This is a genomic window from Enterobacter cloacae complex sp. SHL012 (genome assembly GCF_049237505.1).
GTDB lineage: Bacteria > Pseudomonadota > Gammaproteobacteria > Enterobacterales > Enterobacteriaceae > Enterobacter > Enterobacter kobei.
The window spans coordinates 1,569,371-1,591,073 of the sequence record NZ_JBMKIZ010000001.1 but is presented as its reverse complement, the minus strand read 5'-3'; the positions used below and the strand labels follow the sequence as shown (position 1 = coordinate 1,591,073).

Annotated in this window: 23 protein-coding genes; 19 read left to right on the top strand and 4 right to left on the bottom strand. The window is 56.2% G+C overall.

Annotated elements, in window-relative coordinates:
• Positions 1 to 430: 430 nt before the first annotated feature.
• The 4 genes from qseE to glnB all read left to right on the top strand — a co-directional run bounded on the left by qseE (position 431) and on the right by glnB (position 4,324).
• A complete protein-coding gene (qseE, locus tag ACOTY9_RS07455) occupies positions 431 to 1,858 on the top strand; it encodes a two component system sensor histidine kinase QseE/GlrK (RefSeq protein WP_014884834.1) in 1,428 nt (475 codons plus the stop codon).
• 1 nt (position 1,859) lies between these two features.
• Positions 1,860 to 2,597 carry a two-component system QseEF-associated lipoprotein QseG gene (gene qseG, locus ACOTY9_RS07450; RefSeq protein WP_023337635.1) on the top strand — a complete coding sequence of 246 codons (738 nt, stop codon included), beginning with the start codon at positions 1,860 to 1,862 and terminating at the stop codon, positions 2,595 to 2,597.
• Entirely contained in the window at positions 2,584 to 3,921 is a 1,338-nt protein-coding gene (gene glrR, locus ACOTY9_RS07445; protein WP_014884832.1) for a two-component system response regulator GlrR, read from the top strand. Before qseG ends, glrR begins: the two co-directional genes overlap by 14 nt.
• A gap of 64 nt (positions 3,922 to 3,985) precedes the next feature.
• The gene (gene glnB / locus ACOTY9_RS07440) at positions 3,986 to 4,324 is read left to right on the top strand and encodes a nitrogen regulatory protein P-II (RefSeq protein ID WP_003860685.1); all 339 of its coding nucleotides are present in this window, start codon (positions 3,986 to 3,988) and stop codon (positions 4,322 to 4,324) included.
• A gap of 83 nt (positions 4,325 to 4,407) precedes the next feature.
• Here the strand turns inward: glnB and hmpA are convergent, their stop codons facing one another.
• On the bottom strand, positions 4,408 to 5,598 hold the full coding sequence (gene hmpA, locus ACOTY9_RS07435; protein ID WP_348565332.1) for an NO-inducible flavohemoprotein: 1,191 nt from the start codon (positions 5,596 to 5,598) through the stop codon (positions 4,408 to 4,410).
• Positions 5,599 to 5,902: 304 nt separating this feature from the next.
• Here hmpA and glyA point away from each other — a divergent pair, with 304 nt between their 5' ends.
• Positions 5,903 to 7,156, top strand: a complete 1,254-nt coding sequence (gene glyA, locus ACOTY9_RS07430; protein WP_008502165.1) for a serine hydroxymethyltransferase — start codon at positions 5,903 to 5,905, stop codon at positions 7,154 to 7,156.
• A gap of 54 nt (positions 7,157 to 7,210) precedes the next feature.
• Here the strand turns inward: glyA and ACOTY9_RS07425 are convergent, their stop codons facing one another.
• A complete protein-coding gene (locus ACOTY9_RS07425) occupies positions 7,211 to 7,633 on the bottom strand; it encodes a DoxX family protein (RefSeq protein WP_014884830.1) in 423 nt (140 codons plus the stop codon).
• Positions 7,634 to 7,805: 172 nt separating this feature from the next.
• On the opposite strand from ACOTY9_RS07425, the gene ACOTY9_RS07420 reads away from it, so the two are divergent.
• On the top strand, positions 7,806 to 8,945 hold the full coding sequence (locus tag ACOTY9_RS07420; protein ID WP_050862350.1) for a 3-phenylpropionate MFS transporter: 1,140 nt from the start codon (positions 7,806 to 7,808) through the stop codon (positions 8,943 to 8,945).
• On the opposite strand, the gene csiE is transcribed toward ACOTY9_RS07420, so the two are convergent.
• Positions 8,946 to 10,223 (bottom strand): stationary phase inducible protein CsiE, encoded by a 1,278-nt coding sequence (gene csiE, locus ACOTY9_RS07415; RefSeq protein WP_023337632.1) that lies wholly within the window; start codon positions 10,221 to 10,223, stop codon positions 8,946 to 8,948.
• A gap of 125 nt (positions 10,224 to 10,348) precedes the next feature.
• Here csiE and ACOTY9_RS07410 point away from each other — a divergent pair, with 125 nt between their 5' ends.
• Positions 10,349 to 10,987 carry a DUF1007 family protein gene (locus ACOTY9_RS07410; protein WP_014884828.1) on the top strand — a complete coding sequence of 213 codons (639 nt, stop codon included), beginning with the start codon at positions 10,349 to 10,351 and terminating at the stop codon, positions 10,985 to 10,987.
• The gene (locus ACOTY9_RS07405) at positions 10,978 to 11,958 is read left to right on the top strand and encodes a nickel/cobalt transporter (RefSeq protein ID WP_348565333.1); all 981 of its coding nucleotides are present in this window, start codon (positions 10,978 to 10,980) and stop codon (positions 11,956 to 11,958) included. Before ACOTY9_RS07410 ends, ACOTY9_RS07405 begins: the two co-directional genes overlap by 10 nt.
• 60 nt (positions 11,959 to 12,018) lie before the next feature.
• On the opposite strand, the gene suhB is transcribed toward ACOTY9_RS07405, so the two are convergent.
• Positions 12,019 to 12,822: an inositol-1-monophosphatase gene (gene suhB / locus ACOTY9_RS07400; protein ID WP_003860668.1), complete on the bottom strand. Its 804-nt coding sequence runs from the start codon at positions 12,820 to 12,822 to the stop codon at positions 12,019 to 12,021.
• 131 nt (positions 12,823 to 12,953) lie between these two features.
• Here suhB and trmJ point away from each other — a divergent pair, with 131 nt between their 5' ends.
• The 11 genes from trmJ to sseB all read left to right on the top strand — a co-directional run bounded on the left by trmJ (position 12,954) and on the right by sseB (position 21,695).
• A complete protein-coding gene (trmJ, locus tag ACOTY9_RS07395) occupies positions 12,954 to 13,679 on the top strand; it encodes a tRNA (cytosine(32)/uridine(32)-2'-O)-methyltransferase TrmJ (protein ID WP_348565334.1) in 726 nt (241 codons plus the stop codon).
• A 236-nt stretch (positions 13,680 to 13,915) separates the two neighbouring features.
• Positions 13,916 to 14,407, top strand: coding sequence for a Fe-S cluster assembly transcriptional regulator IscR (iscR, locus tag ACOTY9_RS07390; RefSeq protein ID WP_008502158.1), 492 nt, complete (start codon positions 13,916 to 13,918; stop codon positions 14,405 to 14,407).
• 116 nt (positions 14,408 to 14,523) lie between these two features.
• Positions 14,524 to 15,738, top strand: a complete 1,215-nt coding sequence (gene iscS, locus ACOTY9_RS07385) for a cysteine desulfurase (RefSeq protein WP_008502157.1) — start codon at positions 14,524 to 14,526, stop codon at positions 15,736 to 15,738.
• Positions 15,739 to 15,762: 24 nt separating this feature from the next.
• Positions 15,763 to 16,149 (top strand): Fe-S cluster assembly scaffold IscU, encoded by a 387-nt coding sequence (gene iscU, locus ACOTY9_RS07380; RefSeq protein ID WP_003860661.1) that lies wholly within the window; start codon positions 15,763 to 15,765, stop codon positions 16,147 to 16,149.
• A 13-nt stretch (positions 16,150 to 16,162) separates the two neighbouring features.
• Positions 16,163 to 16,486: an iron-sulfur cluster assembly protein IscA gene (gene iscA, locus ACOTY9_RS07375; protein ID WP_003860659.1), complete on the top strand. Its 324-nt coding sequence runs from the start codon at positions 16,163 to 16,165 to the stop codon at positions 16,484 to 16,486.
• A gap of 76 nt (positions 16,487 to 16,562) precedes the next feature.
• Positions 16,563 to 17,078, top strand: a complete 516-nt coding sequence (gene hscB / locus ACOTY9_RS07370; RefSeq protein WP_003860657.1) for a co-chaperone HscB — start codon at positions 16,563 to 16,565, stop codon at positions 17,076 to 17,078.
• Between the two features lie 14 nt (positions 17,079 to 17,092).
• Entirely contained in the window at positions 17,093 to 18,943 is a 1,851-nt protein-coding gene (hscA, locus tag ACOTY9_RS07365; protein ID WP_014884825.1) for a Fe-S protein assembly chaperone HscA, read from the top strand.
• Between the two features lies 1 nt (position 18,944).
• The gene (fdx, locus tag ACOTY9_RS07360) at positions 18,945 to 19,280 is read left to right on the top strand and encodes an ISC system 2Fe-2S type ferredoxin (RefSeq protein WP_003860652.1); all 336 of its coding nucleotides are present in this window, start codon (positions 18,945 to 18,947) and stop codon (positions 19,278 to 19,280) included.
• A 1-nt stretch (position 19,281) separates the two neighbouring features.
• Complete coding sequence (gene iscX / locus ACOTY9_RS07355; protein WP_014171178.1) at positions 19,282 to 19,482, top strand: Fe-S cluster assembly protein IscX; 201 nt, start codon at positions 19,282 to 19,284, stop codon at positions 19,480 to 19,482.
• 53 nt (positions 19,483 to 19,535) lie between these two features.
• Positions 19,536 to 20,822 carry an aminopeptidase PepB gene (gene pepB / locus ACOTY9_RS07350; RefSeq protein WP_023331086.1) on the top strand — a complete coding sequence of 429 codons (1,287 nt, stop codon included), beginning with the start codon at positions 19,536 to 19,538 and terminating at the stop codon, positions 20,820 to 20,822.
• A gap of 96 nt (positions 20,823 to 20,918) precedes the next feature.
• Positions 20,919 to 21,695, top strand: coding sequence for an enhanced serine sensitivity protein SseB (sseB, locus tag ACOTY9_RS07345; RefSeq protein ID WP_014884823.1), 777 nt, complete (start codon positions 20,919 to 20,921; stop codon positions 21,693 to 21,695).
• Positions 21,696 to 21,703: the final 8 nt, after the last annotated feature.

Below are 21,703 nucleotides of genomic sequence, written 5' to 3'. Positions count from 1 at the left end.
AGGAGACATTTAACTCATTGATTTATATACGCCAGAACAGGTTCCTGTTAAGGTGTTGCTTAATAGCGACACTTAGCCTGGAAATCATTCAAACGATAATGAACAGGAGAAGTTGGTAAAATGTATATATATCAATGTGTTAATGTTTTGTTTTGCATTCTGGCACGAGTGTTGCATAATATTAACCAGTGGCTCATTCACCTTCTTATGTCAGCCCCTTCGGGACGTGCTACATAAACTTCGAATGACGCACAAAAAGGTGCCTGCCGTCCAACTACTGATCATAGCGATGCTTTATCAGGCCAGGGCGAAACGTCGAGTTAGGCACCGCCTTATTCCATAACAAAGCCGGGTTTTTACCCGGCTTTGTTGTATCTGAAGGGCAGACTCAGTTACGCTCTGCGTAAACCCCCATGAAGAGAGTAATGCGTTGAAACGCTGGCCCGTTTTTCCCCGCTCCCTGCGACAGCTCGTGATGATGGCCTTCCTGCTAATCCTGCTGCCATTGCTGATCCTCGCCTGGCAGGCGTGGCAAAGCCTTAACGCGCTGAGCGCTCAGGCCGCACTGACTAACCGCACCACGCTTATCGACGCCAGACGCAGTGAAGCGATGACCAACGCCGCGCTGGAGATGGAGCGTAGCTATCGCCAGTACTGCGTGCTTGACGATCGGACGCTGGAAAAGGTTTACCAGAGTCAGCGCAAGCGCTACAGCGAGATGCTGGACGCGCATGCGGGCGTGTTGCCCGACGACAAGCTGTATCAGGCATTGCGTCAGGATCTGAACGATCTTGCGCAGCTGCAATGCCACAATAGCGGGCCGGATGCCGCCGCCGCCGCGCGTCTTGAAGCGTTTGCTGCCGCCAACACCGAGATGGTGCAGTCAACCCGCACGGTCATTTTCTCTCGCGGTCAGCAGCTGCAGCAGGAGATAGCCGAACGCGGGCAGTTCTTCGGCTGGCAGGCACTGGTGCTTTTCCTGGTGAGTCTCGGGCTGGTTCTGCTCTTTACCCGTATGATCATCGGCCCGGTGAAGGGCATTCAGCGTATGATCAACCGTCTTGGAGAGGGGAAATCGCTCGGGGATTCGGTTTCCTTTAAGGGCCCGCGCGAGCTGCGCTCCGTTGGTCAGCGTATTATCTGGCTGTCTGAGCGTCTGGCGTGGCTGGAATCCCAGCGTCATCAGTTCCTGCGCCATATTTCCCATGAACTGAAAACGCCGCTCGCCAGCATGCGTGAAGGAACGGAGCTGCTGGCAGACGAGGTGGCAGGGCCGCTAACGCCAGAACAGAAAGAAATTGTTGAGATTCTGGATGCCAGCAGCCGCAACCTGCAAAAGCTGATTGAACAACTGCTGGATTACAACCGCAAGCTGGCTGACGGGGCGGTCGTTCTTGAAGAGGTCGAGATTGCGCCGCTGGTGGATATGGTGATCTCCGCCCATAGCTTGCCAGCAAGAGCTAAAATGATGCATACCGGGGTGGAGTTGAGTGCGCCTGCCTGTCTCGCTGAACCGATGCTTTTAATGAGCGTTCTGGATAATCTTTACTCCAATGCGGTGCACTATGGTACTGAATCCGGTAACATTTATATCCGAAGTTATACGATGGGTTCCCGGGTGTTTATTGACGTCGCTAACACCGGCACCCCGATCCCTGATGACGAAAAAACCATGATCTTTGAACCCTTTTTCCAGGGGAGTCATCAGCGGAAGGGTGCGGTAAAAGGAAGTGGTCTGGGCTTAAGCATCGCCCGGGACTGCATACGACGCATGCAGGGTGAGCTAAACATTGCCACGGACGAACGTGCGGATGTTTGCTTCCGTATTGAACTGCCCCTGAGCCGGAAAAACCAATAAAATGAATCTAAGTCTGGTGAGTATGTCACACGTCTTTTTCCGCGCCGTACGCGCGGTGTTTTCCAGCAACACATTTCGCCTGGGTTTACCTTGTTTATTTCTGGCAGGGTGCGTTTCCCATGCGCCACAAAGTGCGATAAGCGGTAAACAAGAAGATAAATGGCCGGATAACCAGCTGGCGGATTTCCTCTCTACCCGCTGTGACGATATCTGGAATTTGTCAGGGCATGATGTCGAAAATAATCCGCTGTTCTGGCTGCGCGGAATAGATTGTGCCCAGCGTCTTGCGCCGGTGGACGCCCGTTCGAAAGCGGCGATGCTGGATGACGACACCTGGCAGGACGCTTTCAAGCGTGGAATTCTACTGGCCGATGCGAAAATCACCCCCGTCGAACGTCGGGCTAATGTGACCCGGCTGGATACCTTTACGATCGCGCTCCCGGTACAGGTACGACCGGTATACCAGCTCTGGCGGGATGGTCAGACATTACAGCTTCAGCTGTCTGAAGAGCGCTCTCGCTACAGCAAGCTCCAGCAGTCCACCGACAGCGAACTTGATACGCTGCGTCAACAGCAACAGCATTTACGCACTCAGCTGGATACCACGACGCGCAAGCTGGAAAACCTGACCGATATCGAAAGACAGCTCTCGTCGCGCAAATATCAGCCTGGTAGCGCATCCGCAGCACCGGACAGCGACACGCAGAAACAAGAGGATGTGAAGCATGACGAGCCGTAAACCTGCCCATCTCTTACTGGTGGATGACGATCCCGGGCTGTTAAAGCTGCTGGGGATGCGTCTGGTGAGTGAAGGCTACAGCGTAGTGACTGCGGAAAGCGGACAGGAAGGGCTGAAAGTCCTTAGCCGCGAGAAAATTGATCTGGTCATCAGCGATCTGCGGATGGACGAAATGGACGGTCTGCAGCTGTTCGCGGAGATCCAGAAGCAGCAGCCGGGCATGCCGGTGATTATCCTGACGGCACACGGGTCAATTCCGGATGCCGTCGCCGCAACCCAGCAGGGCGTATTCAGCTTCCTCACCAAGCCGGTAGATAAAGACGCACTCTACAAAGCCATCGACAGCGCGCTGGAGCACGCGGCACCCTCTGGCGACGACGCATGGCGTGAATCCATTGTGACCCGCAGCCCGATCATGCTTCGTCTGCTTGAGCAGGCGCGGATGGTCGCCCAGTCCGACGTCAGCGTGCTGATTAACGGCCAGAGCGGAACCGGGAAAGAGATCCTGGCGCAGGCGATCCATAACGCCAGCCCGCGCAGCAAAAATGCCTTTATTGCCATTAACTGCGGCGCGCTTCCGGAACAATTGCTTGAGTCCGAACTGTTTGGTCATGCCCGTGGCGCCTTCACCGGCGCGGTAAGCAGCCGGGAAGGGCTGTTCCAGGCCGCGGAAGGCGGCACGCTGTTCCTCGACGAGATTGGTGACATGCCTGCGCCGCTACAGGTCAAACTGCTGCGCGTGCTTCAGGAACGTAAAGTGCGCCCGCTGGGCAGCAACCGCGATATTGATATTAACGTACGAATTATTTCCGCCACCCACCGCGACTTACCAAAAGTGATGGCGCGCAACGAGTTTCGTGAAGACCTCTACTACCGTCTGAACGTGGTGAATCTCAAAATCCCGGCACTGGCAGAGCGTGCTGAAGACATTCCGCTGCTGGCGAATCACCTGTTGCGCCAGGCGGCCGATCGCCATAAACCGTTTGTCCGCGCGTTTTCCACCGATGCGATGAAACGGCTGATGGCGGCCAGCTGGCCGGGTAACGTTCGCCAGCTGGTAAACGTGATTGAGCAGTGTGTGGCGTTGACGTCATCGCCCGTTATCAGCGATGCGCTGGTGGAGCAGGCGCTGGAAGGGGAAAACACGGCCTTGCCGACGTTCGCCGAAGCGCGTAACCAGTTCGAGCTGAACTATCTGCGCAAGCTGCTGCAGATCACCAAAGGCAACGTGACCCACGCAGCGCGAATGGCCGGACGCAACCGCACCGAGTTTTACAAGCTGCTCTCACGCCACGAGCTGGAAGCAAACGATTTTAAAGAGTAATGCCGTATGGTACTGTGAGCAATCGATTACGAGGCAGCTTACAGGCAAGCGTTAAGGACCCACCATGAAAAAGATTGATGCGATTATTAAACCTTTCAAACTGGATGATGTGCGTGAAGCGCTGGCGGAAGTCGGCATCACCGGGATGACCGTGACGGAAGTGAAAGGTTTTGGTCGTCAGAAAGGCCACACCGAGCTTTATCGTGGCGCAGAGTACATGGTCGACTTTCTGCCGAAAGTGAAAATTGAAATCGTGGTCAGCGATGACATCGTCGATACCTGCGTGGATACCATCATCCGCACGGCGCAGACGGGCAAAATTGGCGACGGTAAAATCTTCGTCTTTGACGTGGCGCGCGTGATCCGTATCCGTACCGGCGAAGAAGACGACGCCGCGATTTAACGATGCCAACAGTTTTGTAGGCCGGGTAAGGCGTAGCCGCCAGCCGGCGAAAAAAAAGCCCCTCGTTCGAGGGGCTTTTTGCATTACAGCACTTTATGCGGGCCGAAACATTCGTAATGAATGTTGTCTTTATTCACACCCAGCGCCACCAGCTGCTTCGCGGCATATTGCATAAACGCCACCGGTCCGCAGACGTAGAACTGCATATCCGGCGCGCTGAACGCCCCTTCATGCTGGCTTAAATTCATCAACCCTTCGCTGTCAAAACGTGCGGCTGCGCGGTCTGCTTCCGTTGGCAAGCGATACCAGGTATGCGCGGTGAAGCGGGGCAGCGTCGCGCCCAGCGTTTTCACTTCGTCCGCAAAGGCATGCACCTCGCCGTTCTCTGCGGCATGGAACCAGTTGACCTGTGCGCTGTGGTTTGCTTTCGCCAGCGTATCCAGCATCGCCAGCATTGGTGTTTGGCCGACACCAGCCGAGATCAGCGTTACCGGGGTAGTAGCGTCTACCGCCATGAAGAAGTCACCCGCCGGTGCGGCCAGGTGAACGACGTCACCCATGCTGGCTTCGTTATGCAGCCAGCTGGAAACCTGGCCGCCGTCCTCGCGTTTCACCGCAATGCGATAGACTTTGCCGTCGGGTTTGCGGGTCAGGGAATACTGGCGGATCTCCTGATGCGGAAAACCTTCAGGCTTCAGCCACACGCCGAGATATTGGCCTGGCTGATAATCCGCTACCGGCTGACCATCCACCGGTTCAAATTCAAAACTGGTGATCAATGCGCTGCGCGGTGTTTTCTCAACGATGCGGAAGGCGCGCGTGCCTTCCCAGCCGCCGTTCTTGCTGGCGTTTTCACTGTAGATCTGCGCTTCACGGTTGATGAAGACGTTTGCCAGCACGCCGTAGGCTTTACCCCAGGCGTCAAGTACCTCCTGGCCCGGGCTGAACATTTCGTCCAGCGTTGCCAGCAGGTGGCCGCCGACAATATTGTACTGCTCGGGTTTGATCTGGAAGCTGGTGTGCTTCTGCGCGATTTTTTCCACCGCAGGCAGTAATGCCGCCAGGTTTTCAATGTTGCTGGCGTAGGCTGCGATGGCGTTGAACAGGGCTTCACGCTGATCGCCATTACGCTGGTTACTCATGTTGAAAATCTCTTTCAACTCTGGGTTATGCGTGAACATGCGATCGTAAAAATGAGCGGTGAGTTTAGGACCGGTTTCCACCAGCAGGGGGATGGTGGCTTTAACGGTAGCGATGGTTTGAGCGTCGAGCATGAGCGCGTCCTTTTGATGTAACTTTAATGATGTATTTTAAATGCATCTTATAAAAAATACCCCTGCGTTGTAAATGGTTCTTTGCAAGATGAAAAATATGCATCACAAACCTGAAAAGAAATCCGTTGAAACAGGGGAGCGCTTTATTCCTCAAACCCTTGCGTGGCGTGAAGGAAAACGTTTGCGTAAAATCGTTTGTCAAGACCTGTTATCACAGAACTATTCAGTTATACTGTTGCCCGTCGTCCAACAGGACTGCCTTTTCAGGCCAAAATTTACTTGTTAGCTGAGTCAGGAGATGCGGATGTTAAAGCGTGAAATGAACATTGCCGATTATGATGCCGAACTGTGGCAGGCTATGGAGCAGGAAAAAGTACGTCAGGAAGAGCACATCGAACTGATCGCCTCCGAAAACTACACCAGCCCGCGCGTCATGCAGGCACAGGGTTCTCAGCTGACCAACAAATACGCTGAAGGTTATCCAGGCAAGCGCTACTACGGCGGTTGCGAGTACGTTGATATCGTTGAGCAGCTGGCAATCGACCGTGCGAAAGAACTCTTTGGCGCTGACTACGCGAACGTGCAGCCGCACTCCGGCTCTCAGGCTAACTTCGCCGTTTACACCGCGCTGCTGCAGCCGGGCGATACGGTGCTGGGTATGAACCTGGCGCAGGGCGGCCACCTGACTCACGGCTCCCCGGTGAACTTCTCCGGCAAACTGTACAACATCATCCCTTACGGTATCGATGAGTCCGGTAAAATTGACTACGAAGACATGGCGAAGCAGGCTAAAGAGCATAAACCGAAGATGATCATCGGTGGCTTCTCTGCTTACTCCGGTATCGTTGACTGGGCAAAAATGCGTGAAATCGCAGACAGCATCGGTGCTTACCTGTTCGTCGACATGGCGCACGTAGCGGGTCTGATTGCCGCTGGCGTTTACCCGAACCCGGTTCCGCACGCTCACGTTGTGACCACCACTACCCATAAAACCCTGGCGGGTCCACGCGGTGGCCTGATCCTGGCGAAAGGCGGTGACGAAGAGCTGTACAAAAAACTGAACTCTGCCGTGTTCCCAAGCGCGCAGGGCGGCCCGCTGATGCACGTTATCGCGGCAAAAGCGGTAGCGCTGAAAGAAGCGATGGAGCCAGAGTTCAAGGTTTATCAGCAGCAGGTTGCTAAGAACGCCAAAGCGATGGTGGAAGTGTTCCTGAACCGTGGCTACAAAGTGGTTTCTGGCGGTACTGAAAACCACCTGTTCCTGCTGGATCTGGTTGATAAGAACCTGACCGGTAAAGAAGCTGACGCTGCCCTGGGCCGCGCTAACATCACCGTGAACAAAAACAGCGTGCCAAACGATCCGAAGAGCCCGTTCGTGACGTCCGGTATCCGTATCGGTTCTCCGGCTGTGACGCGTCGCGGCTTTAAAGAAGCGGAAGTGAAAGAGCTGGCTGGCTGGATGTGTGACGTTCTGGACAACATCAATGACGAAGCGGTTATCGAGCGCGTCAAAGGTAAAGTTCTGGATATCTGCGCACGCTTCCCGGTATACGCATAATTCCTCTGCTCAGCAGAACGTTAAAAGGCCGCGCGTGCGGCCTTTTTTTATGGCTTAACGGCGGTCAAGGGATATTGCGCCTGGACCTACAATCGCCAGCAATATAAATGCGCCCGCAATACTGACATTCTTGTAGAAATTAATCATATTCGGTACGACCGCGTCACCGGTCATATTCCAGTAATGGTGACCAATCACCGCCGTGCCCAGCGTGTAGAACACAAACAGCACGGCAAGAGGACGGGTGAAAAAGCCCAGTACGATCAGGATGGCGGCTGGCACCTCCATCACCACCGCAATAATGGCCGCCAGCATGGGCATCGGTGTCCCCAGCGAGGTCATATATTGTACGGTGCCGCTAAACCCCGTCAGTTTCGGATAACCAAAGATAATAAACAGGACGACAAGCGCGATACGGGCAATCAACAACAACAGATGGCGTGACTGACCAAAATCGAGATAACGTAGTGAGTTCATGGCAGAAAACCTCTGCAAGTGGAGTAATTTAAACGTAATACACATTTTCATTCCCTGCCATAAGCCTGACGACTGCACGATATGTTAATTTTTCGTTAATTTATAGCAGGCTATCTACTTGCTTAATTTTTCTATTCTCGCCAGACTATGGCCTCCATTTCGGGAGGGATTCATGGTCTTGCATTCCACGCGCTGGCTGGCGCTCAGCTATTTCACCTATTTCTTTAGCTACGGTATTTTTCTGCCATTCTGGAGCGTCTGGCTCAAGGGAATCGGCCTGACTCCAGAGACCATCGGCGTTCTGCTGGGGGCCGGACTGGTGGCGCGTTTTCTTGGCAGCCTGCTGATTGCCCCGCGCGTCAGCGATCCCTCTCTGCTGATCAAGGCTGTACGCATTCTCGCGCTGCTCACCCTGGTCTTTATCGCCTGCTTCTGGGTAAGCCATCAGTTTGCCTGGCTGATGGTGGTGATGGTCGGCTTTAACCTGTTCTTCTCTCCGCTGGTTCCTCTGACGGATGCGCTGGCGAACACCTGGCAAAAGCAGATCACCATGGACTATGGCCGCGTGCGCCTGTGGGGCTCTATTGCTTTTGTTATCGGTTCCGCGCTGGTGGGGAAACTGGTCAGCCTTTACGACTACCGTGCGATTCTGGCTCTGCTGAGCATCGGGATAGCGTCGATGCTGCTCGGAATGCTGTTACGTCCATCCGTGATGCCGCAGGGAGAAAGTCGCCATCAGGAGAGCGCGGGCTGGCCAGCCTGGCGGAGCCTGGTCGCACAGAGCTGGCGCTTTCTGGCGTGCGTCTGTCTGCTTCAGGGGGCGCATGCGGCGTACTATGGCTTCAGCGCTATCTACTGGCAGGGGGCGGGCTACTCTGCCTCTGCGGTTGGTTATCTCTGGTCGCTGGGCGTGGTGGCCGAAGTCATTATTTTCGCCCTGAGCAAAAAGCTGTTCCGCCGTTTTGGCGCGCGCGATCTGCTGCTGCTTTCGGCGATTTGCGGCGTGGCACGCTGGGGTATTATGGGCTGGACGACGGATCTGCCATGGCTGATCGTGGCGCAAATTCTGCACTGCGGCACCTTCACCGTATGTCACCTGGCGGCGATGCGCTATATCGCTGCGCGTGAGGGCGGGGATGTGATTCGTCTGCAGTCGGTCTATTCCGCGGTAGCAATGGGCGGCAGTATTGCGGTGATGACGGTCTTTGCCGGTTTCCTGTATCAACACCTCGGGCACGGCGTCTTCTGGGTAATGGCGCTGGTGGCGCTACCGGCGATGTTTGTTCGACCAAAAGTGGCCGCACGCGCGTAACTACGACTCCAGCATCGCGCGAATATGCTCTTGCTGCTGCGCATTCAGTGATTCAACAGCGTGGATCAACGGCGGCGAGAACAGCGGCAGGGCAACAGGATAGGGGGTGACCACCAGCGCGGCTTCGCGCGGCGCGCCCTCTTTCTGAAAAGCCTGCAACGTCAGATAGCGAATATTGAGCGGCAGCAGCGTCAACTCGCGCAGCTGCTGTTCAATCAGCTCCTCACAGGATTTATCTTCCCCGGTCAACAGCACCACCTGCTTTTCATGGAGATCGGACTCCTGCATCAGCCAGGCGCCGAAAATCACCGCGACCAGGCTCATCTCTTCATCGGAAAAACGCAGGCCAAACTCCGCTTCCAGCTCAAACAACGCCTCTTTCGTGGTGCGTAACAGCCGGGGATAGAGACGATGGATCTCCTCTGGCAGGCTGTTGTCGATGCCAATTTCAAACAGGGAACGGTCCAGCGCCTGAGACAGATGGATATACAGCTGATCGGTCAGCCCTTGCTCGTCGCTGAAGTTCATCCCGGTCTGCGAGCGAAAACGGGCCACCATGCGCACGATGGCGCGACGCAAACGCTCATCCTGCTGGTGCTTATCGAGCACCGGATCGGGCGTGCGGAGCATCATAAACAGCAGCGCCAGAAACAACTGCTCATCCACATGCGCGCCCTGAGGAACGCGCCGCTTCCAGTGACGGACGATCTCCTGCGCCGTAAAATACTCTCCCCGCGACTGCGTCCAGCTGCGCTGGGCATGGGAAAATTGTGGCGTATTCCCCAGGTGGTGCTGGATAAGGCAGTATTGTAAGTAGAGCTGTAAGAACTGGATGTCGCGACACTCAAACTGCCGCTGCAGCTTGCGCGAGCAGAAGTTGATTAACGCCCGCAGGTTAGCATCGTCGTAAAGTGGCCGCGCGATGCCGTGTTGTTTAAGCGCGGTTTTTAACGCTGGCGTAAACTGGTGCGAGACAAACTGCGGGCAAAGGCGGAGCGCCCTGCGCAGCCAGTGCAGCAGGCATAAACGCTGGTTCAGGGCAGTGCCTTCGATCCGGTAGCTGCCGTCGTGGTGCGTGACGATATCCAGCCGGTGATAGCGCTGGATTTCATCGCGCGTCTCGGCTATATCTTGCCGTGCCAGGACGTCGTCCACGCCGTTGGCTGCGATTATGCTCTGTGCGGTGACGGCAGCATCGGGCAGGTAAAGCATTAAAAGCACCTGGCAACGGCGCTGCGAACTGGAAAGCACAGATGGAATTTCAAGCGTCGTCATCATCTGTCGGGTATCCAGTGTGAATGTTTGATAAGAATAGCTAAAGGATGGGGGCTGAAAAGCGCACCGGCAGGCCTTTCACTCAGGATTGCTGGAGAACATCACAGAATTTTTGACGTGAGGAATTGATGCAGACAGTTAAACACAGTGCGATGGCGTTATTTTTGGCGGTTATCTCCTTCACCACCTGCGCACATCCTCACAGTTTTATTAGCCTGAAAACCGAACTGGTCACCGACGGCACGCAGTTAAGTGGCCTGAAGATGCGCTGGACGATGGATGAAATCACCTCGGCTGACCTGCTTTATGATGCGGGAAATGCGAAGCCCGGCGATGAAATCTGGAAAAAGCTGGCGGCGGAAGTGATGGCTAACGTGCTGGGTCAGCACTACTTCACCGAGTTCTGGCATAACGGCCAGAAGGTGAAGTTTCTTAACCGACCCACGGAGTATGGTATGTCACGCGACGGGCATCAGGCGGTGCTGACGTTCGTCCTTCCCCTGGCGCACCCGCAGCCGCTGGCAGGGCAAAAATATACTTTTTCCACTTTTGACCCCACCTACTACGTCGACATGCACTACGCCGACGAGAGCGATGTACAGCTTCCGGCCTCGTTGCAGAAAACCTGCAAAATGGCGGTTCACACCCCGAAGCCCAGCGAAGAGACGCTGAACTTTGCCGTCTCTCTTGATAAAGAAGATGCGCCACCGGAGGACATGGAGTTGGGTAAACAGTTCGCGCAGGAGGTGACGTTACAATGTCAGTGATCGCTTCTCCGTCCCGCAAATCTCGCCGCTGGCTTCATCTTTGGCCGCTGGCGCTTTTTATACTGTTAGCTATTGGCGGTTCGCTCTGGCTGTGGCAGGCCTGGCCGCAGGTGATGATGAAAAGCATCATCTGGCAACGCGAGGTGAACCAGCAGATGAGTGGTTTACTGAAAGCGGTGGCGGAGAACCCAACGAAAGCGGGCGGTTCCCTGCTGGCGTTCAGCTTTATCTACGGGGTGCTGCATGCGCTGGGGCCTGGGCATGGCAAAATCGTTATCACCACCTGGCTTGCGACCCATCCGTCGAAGCTGAAATCGAGCATGGGTCTTACGCTGGCCTCCTCGCTGCTTCAGGGGGGCGTGGCGATTGGGCTGGTTGTCGTGGTGCTTTCACTTCTTCAGCTTCCAGCCCGGCAGCTGCACATGAGTAGCTTCTGGCTGGAAAAGGGGAGCTATGCGCTGGTGGGCGTGCTGGGGCTGATCCTCTGCTGGCGAGCGCTGAAAAAACTGCGCGCGCTGCTGCAAAAACCGCAATTCAGGACTTTTACGCCGCATCACGTTCACGATGAAAACTGTGGCTGCGGACATCAGCATCTGCCGACGCAGGAACAGCTACAGAACGGTGATGACTGGCGTGCGCGGCTGATGATTGTGCTCTCGATGGGGATGCGCCCGTGCTCGGGGGCAGTCATGGTGTTGTTGTTCAGCAAGGTGATTGGCGTGTTTGGCTGGGGAATGCTTTCTGCGCTGGCGATGGCGGCTGGAACGTCACTGACGATTTCTTCGCTGGCGTTGCTGGTGCACAGCTTCCGTCAGCTGGCGGTTAAACTCAGCGGCAATAAAACGCCGGTGCTGTGGCGACAGGTCGGATGGACAACGCTCGCGCTGGCGGGCGGGGTGATTCTGCTGGTGGCGGCGGTGACGATGTGGATGAGCGCGGTGCCGGTGGGAAGGGGATTGCGGCCTTTCTGACGTACCTGAGGGATTTTGTAGGCCCGGTAAGCGTAGCGCCACCGGGCATAATACGCTCGATTAACGCTTCAGTGCGTCGCTCAGTTCATCACGCATGTTTGCCAGCATGGCTTTAACGACGCGTGGGTTACCTGCAACGATGTTGCCGGTAGACATATAGTTATGGCCGCCGGTGAAATCACACACGATGGCACCTGCTTCACGTGCGATCAGCTCGCCCGCGGCAAAATCCCATGGCTTCAGAGACAGCTCGAAGTATCCGTCAACGCGGCCGGTCGCCACGTAAGCCAGATCCAGCGCAGCAGAACCGGTGCGACGGAAGTCCGCGCATTCGGTGAACAGTTTGCCCAGGATATTCATGTAGGTGGTTGCGTGCTGTTTCGCCTTGAACGGGAAACCGGTCGCCAGGATGGTGCCGTCCAGATCGCGAGCGTTGCTGCAGCGCAGACGGTAGCCGTTCAGCTGTGCGCCCTGACCGCGGGTAGCGGTGAACAGTTCGTTACGCATTGGATCGTACACAACAGCGACTTCAGTACGGCCTTTGATGCGTACGGCGATAGACACAGAGAAGTGTGGCAGGCGTTTGACGAAGTTGGTGGTGCCATCCAGTGGATCGATAACCCATTGAACATCCTGATCGGTACCTTCATGTTCACCGCTTTCTTCGGTGATGATGGTGTGCTGCGGGTAAGATTTGCGGATCGTTTCGATAATAATCGCTTCTGCGGCTTTATCGACATTCGTCACGAAATCATTGCTGCCTTTCTGGCTGGTTTCTACGGAGTCTGGCGTTTCGTAGTGTTTGGCAATTACATTACCCGCCTTGCGCGCTGCGCGCACGGCGATGGTCAGCATCGGATGCATCGGTCTCTCTCACTGGATGTTAAAGAACAGGAAAATCGGCGCAGAGTATAGCAGCGGGATCGGATTATGTCTCTCGTTTATGATAATATGCCCGAATATTCTTCAGACGCTGAATTCAGACACTAAAAATTATGCTGCAAAACATTCGAATCGTGCTGGTCGAAACATCGCATACCGGCAACATGGGCTCCGTTGCCCGCGCTATGAAAACCATGGGCTTAACGAACCTGTGGCTGGTTAACCCGCTGGTGAAGCCAGACTCGCAGGCCATCGCCCTGGCCGCCGGAGCCAGCGACGTGATTGGCAACGCGCAGATCGTCGATACCCTCGACGAAGCGCTGGCAGGTTGCAGCCTGGTGGTCGGCACCAGCGCTCGCTCCCGCACATTGCCGTGGCCGATGCTGGACCCGCGCGAATGCGGTCTGAAGAGTGCCTCTGAGGCAGAACAGGCGCCGGTTGCGCTGGTGTTTGGCCGTGAGCGCGTTGGCCTGACCAACGACGAACTGCAGAAATGCCACTACCATGTGGCGATTGCCGCTAACCCGGAATACAGCTCGCTGAACCTGGCGATGGCAGTGCAGGTGATCGCCTACGAAGTGCGTATGGCGTGGCTGGCGACGCAGGAGAAAGAGGTAGAGCCTAAAGAAGAGACGGCCTACCCGCTGGTGGATGACCTGGAGCGTTTCTATGGTCACCTGGAGCAGACGCTGCTTTCGACCGGCTTTATTCGTGAAGGCCATCCAGGCCAGGTGATGAACAAGCTGCGCCGTCTGTTCACCCGCGCCCGCCCGGAAAGCCAGGAGCTGAACATCCTGCGCGGCATTCTGGCGTCGATTGAGCAGAAGAATAAAGAGTAGTGTCGTCTGTTCGCCGGGTGGCGCTTCGCTTACCCGACCTACAAAACCCGTAGCCCGTGCAAGCGCAGCGCCGCCGGGCAAAAGGATACGGCACAGAAGGTTAAATACCTGACTAAAACAGTCAAGTAAATAGTTGACCATTTTAGTCAGGAATGTCAGACTTGGCCCTGCTATGCAATACCCCCATTTTACAATAAAAAACCCCGGGCAGGGGCGAGTTTGAGGTTAAGTAAGACATGAGACTGACATCTAAAGGGCGTTATGCCGTGACCGCGATGCTGGACGTTGCGCTCAACTCCGAAGCGGGCCCGGTTCCGTTGGCTGATATTTCTGAACGACAAGGGATCTCCCTCTCCTATCTGGAACAGCTGTTCTCCAGACTGCGTAAAAATGGACTGGTTTCCAGCGTTCGTGGCCCGGGCGGCGGTTATCTGCTGGGTAAAGACGCGGGCAGTATTGCAGTGGGTGAAGTGATTAGCGCAGTTGACGAATCCGTCGACGCGACCCGTTGCCAGGGTAAAGGCGGCTGCCAGGGCGGCGATAAGTGCCTGACCCACGCGCTGTGGCGCGATCTGAGCGACCGTCTGACCGGCTTCCTGAACAACATCACCCTCGGTGAGCTGGTGAATAACCAGGAAGTTCTGGATGTATCAGGCCGTCAGCACAGCCATGATTCCCAACGCAGCACCCGCGCGCAGGACGCCATCGACGTCAAACTGCGCGCGTAATAAAACGATAAGTATTTCAGAATCAGGCCGGGGCACCGCGCCCCGCGTACTCGGTCGTACATCCAGCCGGTTGCCTGATTCCTTGCATTGAAGCGATGTACGGAGTTTATAGAGCAATGAAATTACCGATTTATCTCGATTACTCCGCAACCACGCCGGTGGACCCGCGTGTTGCCGAGAAAATGATGCAGTGTCTGACCCTGGACGGAAACTTTGGTAACCCAGCTTCCCGTTCACACCGTTTTGGCTGGCATGCTGAAGAGGCGGTTGATATCGCCCGTAATCAGATTGCTGACCTGGTGGGTGCCGACCCGCGTGAGATTGTTTTCACCTCCGGTGCGACCGAATCCGACAACCTGGCGATCAAAGGTGCAGCCAACTTTTATCAGAAAAAAGGCAAGCACATTATCACCAGCAAAACCGAACACAAAGCCGTGCTGGACACCTGCCGTCAGCTGGAGCGTGAAGGGTACGAAGTGACTTACCTGGCGCCGCAGAGCAACGGGATCATCGACCTGAAAGAGCTCGAAGCAGCGATGCGTGATGACACCATTCTGGTCTCCATCATGCACGTCAACAACGAAATCGGCGTCGTTCAGGACATCGCCACCATCGGCGAAATGTGCCGTGCGCGCGGTATTATCTACCACGTAGATGCGACCCAGAGCGTGGGTAAACTGCCTATCGACCTGAGCCAGCTGAAAGTGGACCTGATGTCCTTCTCCGGCCACAAAATCTATGGCCCGAAAGGGATCGGCGCGCTGTACGTTCGTCGTAAGCCACGTATCCGCATCGAAGCACAGATGCACGGCGGCGGTCACGAGCGCGGCATGCGTTCCGGTACGCTGCCTGTTCACCAGATCGTGGGCATGGGCGAAGCCTACCGCATTGCGAAAGAAGAGATGGAAACCGAGATGGCACGCCTGCGCACGCTGCGTAACCGTCTGTGGGACGGCGTGAAGGATATGGAAGAAGTGTATCTGAACGGCGATCTCGAGCAGGGCGCGCCAAACATCCTCAACGTCAGCTTCAACTATGTTGAAGGCGAGTCGCTGATCATGGCCCTCAAAGACCTGGCCGTTTCTTCCGGTTCTGCCTGTACGTCTGCAAGCCTGGAGCCATCCTACGTGCTGCGCGCGCTGGGTATGACTGACGAGCTGGCACACAGCTCTATCCGTTTCTCTTTAGGTCGTTTCACTACCGAAGAAGAGATTGACTACACCATCAAGCTGGTTCGTAACTCCATCGGCCGTCTGCGTGACCTTTCTCCACTGTGGGAAATGTTTAAGCAGGGCGTGGATCTGAACAGCATTGAATGGTCACATCACTAATCGGTACATAAGGAGAATTCAATCATGGCATACAGCGAAAAAGTCATCGATCATTACGAAAACCCGCGCAACGTTGGCTCTTTTGACAACAGCGACGAATCTGTTGGTAGCGGCATGGTCGGTGCACCGGCGTGTGGCGACGTGATGAAGTTGCAGATTAAAGTCAACAATGAAGGTATCATTGAAGACGCGCGCTTCAAGACCTACGGCTGCGGTTCTGCCATTGCGTCCAGCTCCCTGGTCACCGAATGGGTGAAGGGCAAGTCTCTGGACGAAGCACAGGCAATCAAGAACACGGATATTGCTGAAGAACTCGAACTGCCACCGGTGAAAATTCACTGTTCTATTCTGGCAGAAGACGCGATCAAAGCCGCCATTGCGGATTACAAAAGCAAACGTGAAGCAAAATAATTGAGGTTTGAGTATGTCGATTACCCTTAGCGACAGCGCTGCCGCGCGAGTAAGCTCTTTTCTGGCGAACCGTGGTAAAGGCTTTGGCCTGCGACTGGGCGTACGTACCTCCGGCTGTTCTGGTATGGCTTACGTACTGGAATTTGTTGACGAGCCGGCGTCTGATGACACCGTGTTTGAAGACAAGGGCGTGAAGGTGGTGGTCGATGGCAAAAGCCTGCAATTCCTCAACGGCACTCAGCTGGACTTCGTCAAAGAAGGCCTGAACGAAGGGTTCAAATTCACGAACCCGAACGTCAAAGACGAGTGTGGTTGCGGCGAAAGCTTCCACGTTTAACCGCGCGTCATCCGAAACCCCACCGTGGCTTTGCTGCGCGTGGGGTTTGTTCTAACAGGCTACCCCTGAGATTGTTATGGATTACTTCACTCTCTTCGGACTACCCGCTCAATACCCGATCGATCTTCAGGCGCTGACGGTCCGTTTTCAGGATTTGCAGCGTCAGTACCATCCGGATAAATTCGCCAGCGGGACGCAGGCCGAGCAGTTGGCTGCAGTTTCGCACTCTGCCACCATTAATCAGGCCTGGCAGACGCTGCGTCATCCGCTGGCGCGTGCTGAATATCTGCTCTCGCTCCACGGTTTTGATCTGGCGAGCGAACAGCATACCGTTCGCGATACGGCGTTTCTGATGGAACAGCTGGAGCTGCGCGAAGAGCTGGATGAGATTGAACAGGCCAAAGACGAAGCGCGGCTGGAAAGCTTTATCACGCGCGTGAAGGGTATGTTTGATACCCGCCATCAGCAGATGGTGGAGCAACTGAACAACGAGACCTGGGACGTGGCGGCAGACACTGTGCGCAAACTCCGTTTTCTCGATAAACTGCGAAGCAGTGCTGAACAACTCGAAGAAAAGCTGCTCGATTTTTAATTTCGGAAGCAATTATGGCCTTATTACAAATTAGTGAGCCTGGCTTAAGTGCCGCACCGCACCAGCGTCGTCTGGCGGTGGGTATTGACCTGGGCACCACCAATTCTCTCGTGGCGACCGTGCGTAGCGGCCAGGCGGAAACGCTGGCTGACGAGCAGGGCCGCCATCTGCTGCCTTCCGTGGTCCACTACCAGCAGCAGGGTCACGCGGTAGGCTACGACGCGCGCGCCAACGCCGCGCGCGATCCGGCCAACACCATCAGCTCGGTTAAGCGCATGATGGGCCGTTCGCTGGCCGATATTCAGACCCGTTACCCGCATCTGCCGTATCAGCTTCAGGCCAGTGAAAACGGCCTGCCGATGATCGCGACCGAGGCTGGTCTGCTGAACCCGATCCGTGTTTCTTCGGACATCCTGAAGGCGCTGGCAGCGCGCGCTACGGCGACGCTCGGCGGCGATCTCGACGGCGTGGTGATTACCGTTCCGGCCTATTTTGACGATGCACAGCGTCAGGGCACCAAGGACGCCGCCCGTCTGGCGGGCCTGCACGTATTACGCCTGCTGAACGAACCGACGGCGGCGGCCATTGCCTACGGCCTCGACTCCGGTCAGGAAGGGGTGATTGCCGTTTACGACCTCGGCGGCGGTACCTTTGATATCTCCATCCTGCGCTTAAGCCGTGGCGTATTTGAAGTGCTGGCGACCGGCGGGGATTCCGCGCTGGGCGGCGATGACTTCGACCATCTGCTGGCGGATTACATTCGTGAGCAGGCGGGGATTGCCGATCGCAGCGATGCGCGCGTCCAGCGTGAACTGCTGGATGCCGCCATCGACGCCAAAATTGCCCTCAGCGATGCGCAGACGGTTACCGTGAACGTGGCGGGCTGGCAGGGTGAAATCTCCCGTGACCAGTTTAACGATCTGATCGCACCTTTGGTGAAACGCACGCTGCTGGCCTGCCGTCGCGCATTGAAAGATGCGGGCGTTGAGGCTGACGAGGTGCTGGAAGTGGTCATGGTCGGCGGTTCTACCCGTGTGCCGCTGGTGCGCGAACGTGTAGGTGAGTTCTTTGGCCGCACGCCGCTGACCGCCATCGATCCGGACAAAGTGGTTGCCGTGGGCGCGGCCATTCAGGCCGATATTCTGGTCGGCAACAAGCCGGACAGTGAAATGCTGCTGCTGGACGTTATCCCGCTGTCCCTTGGTTTAGAAACCATGGGTGGCCTGGTGGAGAAAGTCATTCCGCGTAACACCACCATTCCGGTGGCGCGCGCGCAGGAGTTCACCACCTTTAAAGACGGCCAGACTGCGATGTCCATCCACGTCATGCAGGGCGAACGCGAACTGGTGCAGGACTGCCGCTCTCTGGCGCGCTTTGCGCTGCGCGGTATCCCGGCATTGCCAGCGGGCGGGGCGCATATTCGCGTTACCTTCCAGGTTGATGCGGACGGCCTGCTGAGCGTCACGGCGATGGAAAAATCCACCGGCGTGGAATCGTCCATCCAGGTGAAGCCGTCCTACGGCCTGACCGATGGCGAGATCGCCTCCATGATTCAGGACTCAATGAGCTACGCCGAGCAGGATGTGAAGGCGCGTATGCTGGCGGAACAGAAAGTGGAAGCCGCACGCGTGCTGGAAAGCCTGACCGGTGCACTCAATGCCGATGCCGCGCTGTTAAGCGCCGCTGAGCGTCAGGTGATTGACGAGGCTGCCGCGCACTTAAGCGTTGTCGCCATGGGCAATGATGCTGACGCAATAGAAGAAGCCATTAAAAACGTTGATAAACAAACCCAGGACTTCGCCGCTCGCCGCATGGACAAATCCGTCCGCGTCGCGCTGAAAGGCCAGTCCGTGGACGAGGTTTAATATGCCAAAGATTGTTATTTTGCCTCATGCGGACCTTTGTCCGGATGGCGCTGTTCTGGAAGCGAAGACCGGCGAAACCATTCTCGATGTTGCCCTGCGCGCAGGTATCGAAGTGGAACACGCCTGTGAAAAATCCTGTGCCTGCACTACCTGTCACTGCATCGTGCGTGAAGGTTTTGACTCGCTCGCCGAAAGCACCGAAGACGAAGACGACATGCTGGATAAAGCATGGGGTCTGGAGCCAGACAGCCGCTTAAGCTGCCAGGCCGCGGTGACCGACGAAGATCTGGTCGTGGAATTCCCACGCTACACCATCAACCACGCACGCGAGCATTAATATGGGACTGAAGTGGACAGACAGCCGTGAGATCGGCGAAGCGCTCTACGACGCGAACCCGGATCTCGATCCGAAAACCGTACGATTCACCGACATGCACCAGTGGATCTGCGATTTAGACGATTTCGACGACGATCCAAACGCATCCAATGAAAAAATTCTGGAGGCGATTCTGTTAGTCTGGTTAGATGAAGCAGAGTAAATCACTTAACGGGCTGCCTTCAGGCGGCCCGTTTGCTAATAAGGATAAATAAAATGACCGAAGCGATGAAGATTACGCTCTCTACGCAGCCTGCCGACGCGCGCTGGGGCGAGAAAGCCAGCTACAGCATCAATAACGACGGTATTACCCTGCACCTGACGGGCAACGATGATTTGGGCCTGATCCAGCGCGCCGCGCGCAAAATCGACGGTCTGGGGATCAAACATGTCTCGCTGGAAGGCGAAGGCTGGGACACCGACCGCAGCTGGGCATTCTGGGCGGGGTACAAAGGTCCGAAAGGCACCCGCAAAATTGAGTGGGCAAACCTCGACGAAGCAGGTCAGAAAGAGCTGGAAAGCCGCCTGCAGATCATCGACTGGGTGCGCGACACCATCAACGCCCCGGCGGAAGAGTTAGGTCCTGAGCAGCTGGCGCAGCGCGCCGTTGACCTGCTGTGCGGCGTGGCGGGCGACAAAATGTCCTACCGTATTACCAAAGGTGAAGACCTGCGCGAGCAGAACTATATGGGTATCCACACCGTAGGCCGTGGCTCTGAGCGACCTCCGGTCCTGCTGGCGCTGGATTACAACCCAACCGGCGATAAAGAAGCGCCTGTCTTTGCCTGCCTGGTCGGCAAAGGCATTACTTTTGACACCGGCGGCTACAGCCTGAAGCAGAGCGCGTTCATGGACTCCATGAAGTCCGACATGGGCGGCGCGGCAACCATTACTGGTGCGCTGGCGTTCGCGATTACCCGCGGCCTGAACAAGCGCGTGAAGCTTTACCTGTGCTGCGCCGACAACATGGTCAGCGGCAATGCCTTCAAGCTGGGCGACATCATTCGCTATCGCAACGGCAAAAATGTTGAAGTGATGAACACCGATGCCGAAGGCCGCCTGGTGCTGGCTGATGGCCTGATTGACGCCTCTGCGCAGAAACCTGAGCTGATTATCGACATGGCGACCCTGACCGGTGCGGCGAAAACCGCCCTGGGGAACGACTACCATGCGCTGTTCAGCTTCGATGACAAGCTGGCCGCACGCCTGCTGGCAAGCGCCGCGGCGGAAAACGAGCCATTCTGGCGTCTGCCGCTGGCCGAGTTCCACCGCAGCCAGCTGCCGTCCAACTTTGCCGAGCTGAATAACACCGCAAGCGCGGCGTATCCGGCAGGGGCAAGTACCGCAGCAGGCTTCCTGTCTCACTTCGTTGAGAACTATCACGAAGGCTGGCTGCACATCGACTGCTCCGCAACCTACCGTAAAGCAGCGGTAGAACAGTGGTCCGCGGGTGCGACCGGTCTGGGCGTGCGTACCGTGGCGAACCTGCTGACGGCTGAGTAACCTTTTTTGCCGGGTGGCGCTACGCTTACCCGGCCTACAAAACCCGTAGGCCCGTGCAAGCGTAGCGCCGCCGGGCAATTGTGAAGTAGCCAAACTATGTCCGAAACCAAAAACGAATTAGAAACTCTGCTGGAACAGGCGGCCACCGAGCCCGCTCACCGTCCGGCATTTTTCCGCACGTTGCTGGAATCTACCGTCTGGGTGCCAGGCACCGCGGCGGAAGGTGAGCAGGTTGTGGAAGACAGCGCGCTGGATCTGCTGCACTGGGAGAAAGACGACGGCTCTTCAGTGATCCCGTTCTTTACCTCACTGGAAGCGCTGCAGGAAGCTGTGGAAGATGAACAGGCATTCGTGGTGATGCCGGTGCGTACGCTGTTTGAAATGACGTTGGGCCAGACCCTGTTCCTCAACGCCAAACTGCCAACCGGGAAAGAGTTCACCCCGCGTGAAATCAGTCACCTGATGGGTGAAGAGGGCAATCCGCTCAGCACTCAGGAAGTGCTGGAAGGGGGGGAAACGCTGCTGCTCTCAGAAGTGGCCGAGCCGCCCGCGCAGATGATTGATTCCCTGACCACGCTCTTCAAAACGCTCAAGCCCGTCAGGCGCGCATTCCTCTGCTCAATTAAAGAGAATGCTGACGAGCAACCGGTGCTGCTGATCGGTATTGAAGCAGATGGCGATATCGACGACATCATTCAGGCGGCGGGAAGCGTGGCGACCGACACGCTGCCGGGCGACGAGCCGATTGATATCTGCCAGGTGACGAAAGGTGAGAAGGGCATCAGCCATTTTATTACCGAGCACATCACGCCGTTTTATGAGCGTCGCTGGGGCGGGTTCCTGCGCGATCTCAAAACCAACCGCATTATCTGATGACGCGG

Bases quoted from the DNA above. Each gene is read 5' to 3' on its own strand.
- qseG (WP_023337635.1), top strand. From the start codon at position 1,860: ATGAATCTAAGTCTGGTGAGTATGTCACACGTCTTTTTCCGCGCCGTA.
- glrR (WP_014884832.1), top strand. From the start codon at position 2,584: ATGACGAGCCGTAAACCTGCCCATCTCTTACTGGTGGATGACGATCCC.
- glnB (WP_003860685.1), top strand. From the start codon at position 3,986: ATGAAAAAGATTGATGCGATTATTAAACCTTTCAAACTGGATGATGTG.
- hmpA (WP_348565332.1), bottom strand. From the start codon at position 5,598: ATGCTCGACGCTCAAACCATCGCTACCGTTAAAGCCACCATCCCCCTG.
- glyA (WP_008502165.1), top strand. From the start codon at position 5,903: ATGTTAAAGCGTGAAATGAACATTGCCGATTATGATGCCGAACTGTGG.
- ACOTY9_RS07425 (WP_014884830.1), bottom strand. From the start codon at position 7,633: ATGAACTCACTACGTTATCTCGATTTTGGTCAGTCACGCCATCTGTTG.
- ACOTY9_RS07420 (WP_050862350.1), top strand. From the start codon at position 7,806: ATGGTCTTGCATTCCACGCGCTGGCTGGCGCTCAGCTATTTCACCTAT.
- csiE (WP_023337632.1), bottom strand. From the start codon at position 10,223: ATGATGACGACGCTTGAAATTCCATCTGTGCTTTCCAGTTCGCAGCGC.
- ACOTY9_RS07410 (WP_014884828.1), top strand. From the start codon at position 10,349: ATGCAGACAGTTAAACACAGTGCGATGGCGTTATTTTTGGCGGTTATC.
- ACOTY9_RS07405 (WP_348565333.1), top strand. From the start codon at position 10,978: ATGTCAGTGATCGCTTCTCCGTCCCGCAAATCTCGCCGCTGGCTTCAT.
- suhB (WP_003860668.1), bottom strand. From the start codon at position 12,822: ATGCATCCGATGCTGACCATCGCCGTGCGCGCAGCGCGCAAGGCGGGT.
- trmJ (WP_348565334.1), top strand. From the start codon at position 12,954: ATGCTGCAAAACATTCGAATCGTGCTGGTCGAAACATCGCATACCGGC.
- iscR (WP_008502158.1), top strand. From the start codon at position 13,916: ATGAGACTGACATCTAAAGGGCGTTATGCCGTGACCGCGATGCTGGAC.
- iscS (WP_008502157.1), top strand. From the start codon at position 14,524: ATGAAATTACCGATTTATCTCGATTACTCCGCAACCACGCCGGTGGAC.
- iscU (WP_003860661.1), top strand. From the start codon at position 15,763: ATGGCATACAGCGAAAAAGTCATCGATCATTACGAAAACCCGCGCAAC.
- iscA (WP_003860659.1), top strand. From the start codon at position 16,163: ATGTCGATTACCCTTAGCGACAGCGCTGCCGCGCGAGTAAGCTCTTTT.
- hscB (WP_003860657.1), top strand. From the start codon at position 16,563: ATGGATTACTTCACTCTCTTCGGACTACCCGCTCAATACCCGATCGAT.
- hscA (WP_014884825.1), top strand. From the start codon at position 17,093: ATGGCCTTATTACAAATTAGTGAGCCTGGCTTAAGTGCCGCACCGCAC.
- fdx (WP_003860652.1), top strand. From the start codon at position 18,945: ATGCCAAAGATTGTTATTTTGCCTCATGCGGACCTTTGTCCGGATGGC.
- iscX (WP_014171178.1), top strand. From the start codon at position 19,282: ATGGGACTGAAGTGGACAGACAGCCGTGAGATCGGCGAAGCGCTCTAC.
- pepB (WP_023331086.1), top strand. From the start codon at position 19,536: ATGACCGAAGCGATGAAGATTACGCTCTCTACGCAGCCTGCCGACGCG.
- sseB (WP_014884823.1), top strand. From the start codon at position 20,919: ATGTCCGAAACCAAAAACGAATTAGAAACTCTGCTGGAACAGGCGGCC.